General features: G+C 32.5%; 2 protein-coding genes. Both read right to left on the bottom strand.

Features of this window, described 5'->3' with window-relative positions; translation table 11 throughout:
• The coding region (locus ACFIK2_RS06750; protein WP_375677061.1) for a hypothetical protein at nucleotides 1-475 on the bottom strand (475 nt) is incomplete at its 3' end.
• Between the two features lie 824 nt (nucleotides 476-1,299).
• Nucleotides 1,300-1,435, bottom strand: a 136-nt coding sequence (locus ACFIK2_RS06745) for a YadA-like family protein (RefSeq protein WP_375633000.1), incomplete at its 5' end; no start/stop codon positions are given.

Genomic DNA, 1,435 nt, shown 5'->3' with positions numbered 1-1,435 from the left:
CAACACCTTGATCAGCTTTCGTGTCTCGCTGCATTTCACTAACAGGAATAAGTTGTCTTGGTGTCAAAGTATTTATTACAGAACTATTATCAGTCTTTATTGTGGAATTCTTATCACTGTTACCAGAAAGAGTATTGATGAGAAAATTTGCATAGTCACTGGTAGCATCCCCCTTAGGTGTCGTCGCAACACTCAACGCTGTTATATAATTTTCCTTTGATGCACTAGAAGCATCTAATTCACTGTTATCGCTATTATAAGCAGAGATAACATTTTGTGGAGTTCCTACAACAGCACTCTCGACACCTTCAAGGAACATTTTGCTTAAATCGACATTTGCCGAAAAACTAGGAGAAACATTCGATAAAAACGCCACTATTGCAACCAACAAAAGCACCCTCACCAAAGACAAGGGATAAGGAAAATGAGTCCCATTTGCATCATCGTGTGCTAATGTGGCATATAATTTTTTCATAACAAATTCTCCAATGAAAAAACTTAAAAACACCTCCAAAACATAAAAAAGACACATTTTAGCATTATTAATCTCTTTGGAATTCATAATAGAGGATCATTGCTTAGGATATGAACATTTTGAGTCTTTTGTTTTGTTTGTGCTTTCTGTATTGAGATCTAAGTGTTTGTTTTTGATTTATGTTTTGTGGACATAGAAATAATATATTTAGAATCTAAGGGTTTTAGTGTGCTGTTTTTTACTAACTAAAAAAGAGGTCTTCCATATTTAATATTACTTTTTACTTGGTAGTGGTTACTATAAAATGCTCTAAAAAAGGTTTTAGTATGTTTTTTCTTAATTATAGACTTTAGTTTTATTAGAAAGCATTTTTTTATTAATAACAAGTAAAATAAAAAGAGATTGTAGTGTGTCCGATATCTAACTTGCTTCGGATAATTGCTTTTTTAGTTAGGACTTCTCTTCTTAAAATATCATGTAATGATATATGCGTGATCCTTTGATGTATCTTTTATCTTTACGCACTACTTATCCCCCCTTTGAAAGTTATTTTATCAAAATGAGTCTTATTAATATACATTCCTGCATGACTATAGACTGTTCAAGAAAATAGCAACATAAAAATATAACTTTTTAGCAATATGGATTCTACTGTGATCTTTTTGCAATAAAAGCATATAAGGGGCTTCTATAAAACCTCAAAGTTTATATCGTCATCAAATATTATGCTTATCTCTAGATAAATACTATGCGTCTGTAAAAAAACATTCACCCTCATTTCAATAAATAAGGGTGAATGTTTTGTTCGGTTTTTATTGTTCGTATTATTTTATTTTCAGAGTGATTGCACCACCTATTCCCCAATGACCACCAGCACTCGTGGCAGAGAGATTAGAGCGGATTTTTCCATTTTCAGATGTATAACCAGCTCCAAGAGCAAATGCCGATTGTCCACGCCAT

Origin of the sequence: Bartonella sp. AP88XZML, from assembly GCF_042195565.1 — a bacterium.
Classification (GTDB): domain Bacteria; phylum Pseudomonadota; class Alphaproteobacteria; order Rhizobiales; family Rhizobiaceae; genus Bartonella.
Note: the sequence above shows the minus strand (reverse complement) of the source record. Positions and strands in the feature narration are given on the sequence as shown.